This is a genomic window from Brachyspira catarrhinii, from assembly GCF_005518285.1.
GTDB lineage: Bacteria > Spirochaetota > Brachyspiria > Brachyspirales > Brachyspiraceae > Brachyspira > Brachyspira catarrhinii.
This window is the reverse complement of record NZ_SJDU01000640.1, coordinates 1-848: the sequence shown is the minus strand read 5'-3', so window position 1 is coordinate 848 and position 848 is coordinate 1. Positions and strand designations below refer to the sequence as shown.

Genomic DNA, 848 nt, shown 5'->3' with positions numbered 1-848 from the left:
TTTATAGGCTATGGACAGGCATTTGTAACAGAAGGAGACCCTGCTGGTTTTGGAATTACTGCCGACAGAGTATGGAAAATGTATGAGGGAACTTATCAAATAACTGCTATAAGACCAGTTGTACAAAGCAGAAATACTGATGTAAATGCTTGGTGTACAATTTTAGAAGCTGTGAAAATTAAAGATATTAAGGCTTTAAACTCTGGTAAAAATCTTTTATCTTAAATTAATTTAAAACTTTTTCGCATACTTCAAAATAAAACTTAGTCATCATTAGTAAATCATCTATAAATTGAGAGGCATTTTTCTCTATTTCTCCATTAATAAAATGCCCCTCTGTTTCTTTTATTTGTATACTAGATTGATCTCTATATTCTAAGTCTTCATAAAAAGAATGCATACCGCTAAAGTTTTCTGCTCGTATAAGAACAGCATTTACTTTTTTTGTAGATAAATCTTCTAATTCTGCCTCAGAAACATCAGGCATACCAGAAAAATACATCATATTATTAATTTTTTCATTTAAACTTATAATCATACCAAAAGAAAAAGAACCATATATATTATTATTTTCTCTAAGGTCTAAAAAACATCCTTTTGTTAAATCTTCTTCTGTTACAGGTGTTTGTGTCCTTATGATGATAAAAAAATGAGGTGCTGGAACTTCAAGTATTTTTTTCTCTTGTAAAATTACAAATTTATAAGTATCTCTATTTAATTCATAATGTATTTTATTATTGTCTTTAATATTGTTTATGCCTTCTGGTATTTTATATCCGTAGCAAATAACAGAAAATAAAAAAATACTGAATAACAAGATTATTTTTTTCATAATTTTATCCTAATTA

Annotated in this window: 2 protein-coding genes; one reads left to right on the top strand and one right to left on the bottom strand. The window is 27.1% G+C overall.

Going from position 1 to position 848, the window contains the following annotated elements; genetic code table 11:
- Positions 1–225, top strand: a 225-nt coding sequence (locus tag EZH24_RS14385; protein ID WP_161976182.1) for a hypothetical protein, incomplete at its 5' end; no start/stop codon positions are given.
- A gap of 1 nt (position 226) precedes the next feature.
- Here the strand turns inward: EZH24_RS14385 and EZH24_RS12800 are convergent.
- The gene (locus tag EZH24_RS12800; protein ID WP_137999419.1) at positions 227–832 is read right to left on the bottom strand and encodes a hypothetical protein; all 606 of its coding nucleotides are present in this window, start codon (positions 830–832) and stop codon (positions 227–229) included.
- Positions 833–848 lie beyond the last annotated feature (16 nt).

What these genes read in the sequence shown, in the direction of transcription:
- EZH24_RS12800 (WP_137999419.1), bottom strand. Translation starts at nt 832, where the DNA reads ATGAAAAAAATAATCTTGTTATTCAGTATTTTTTTATTTTCTGTTATT.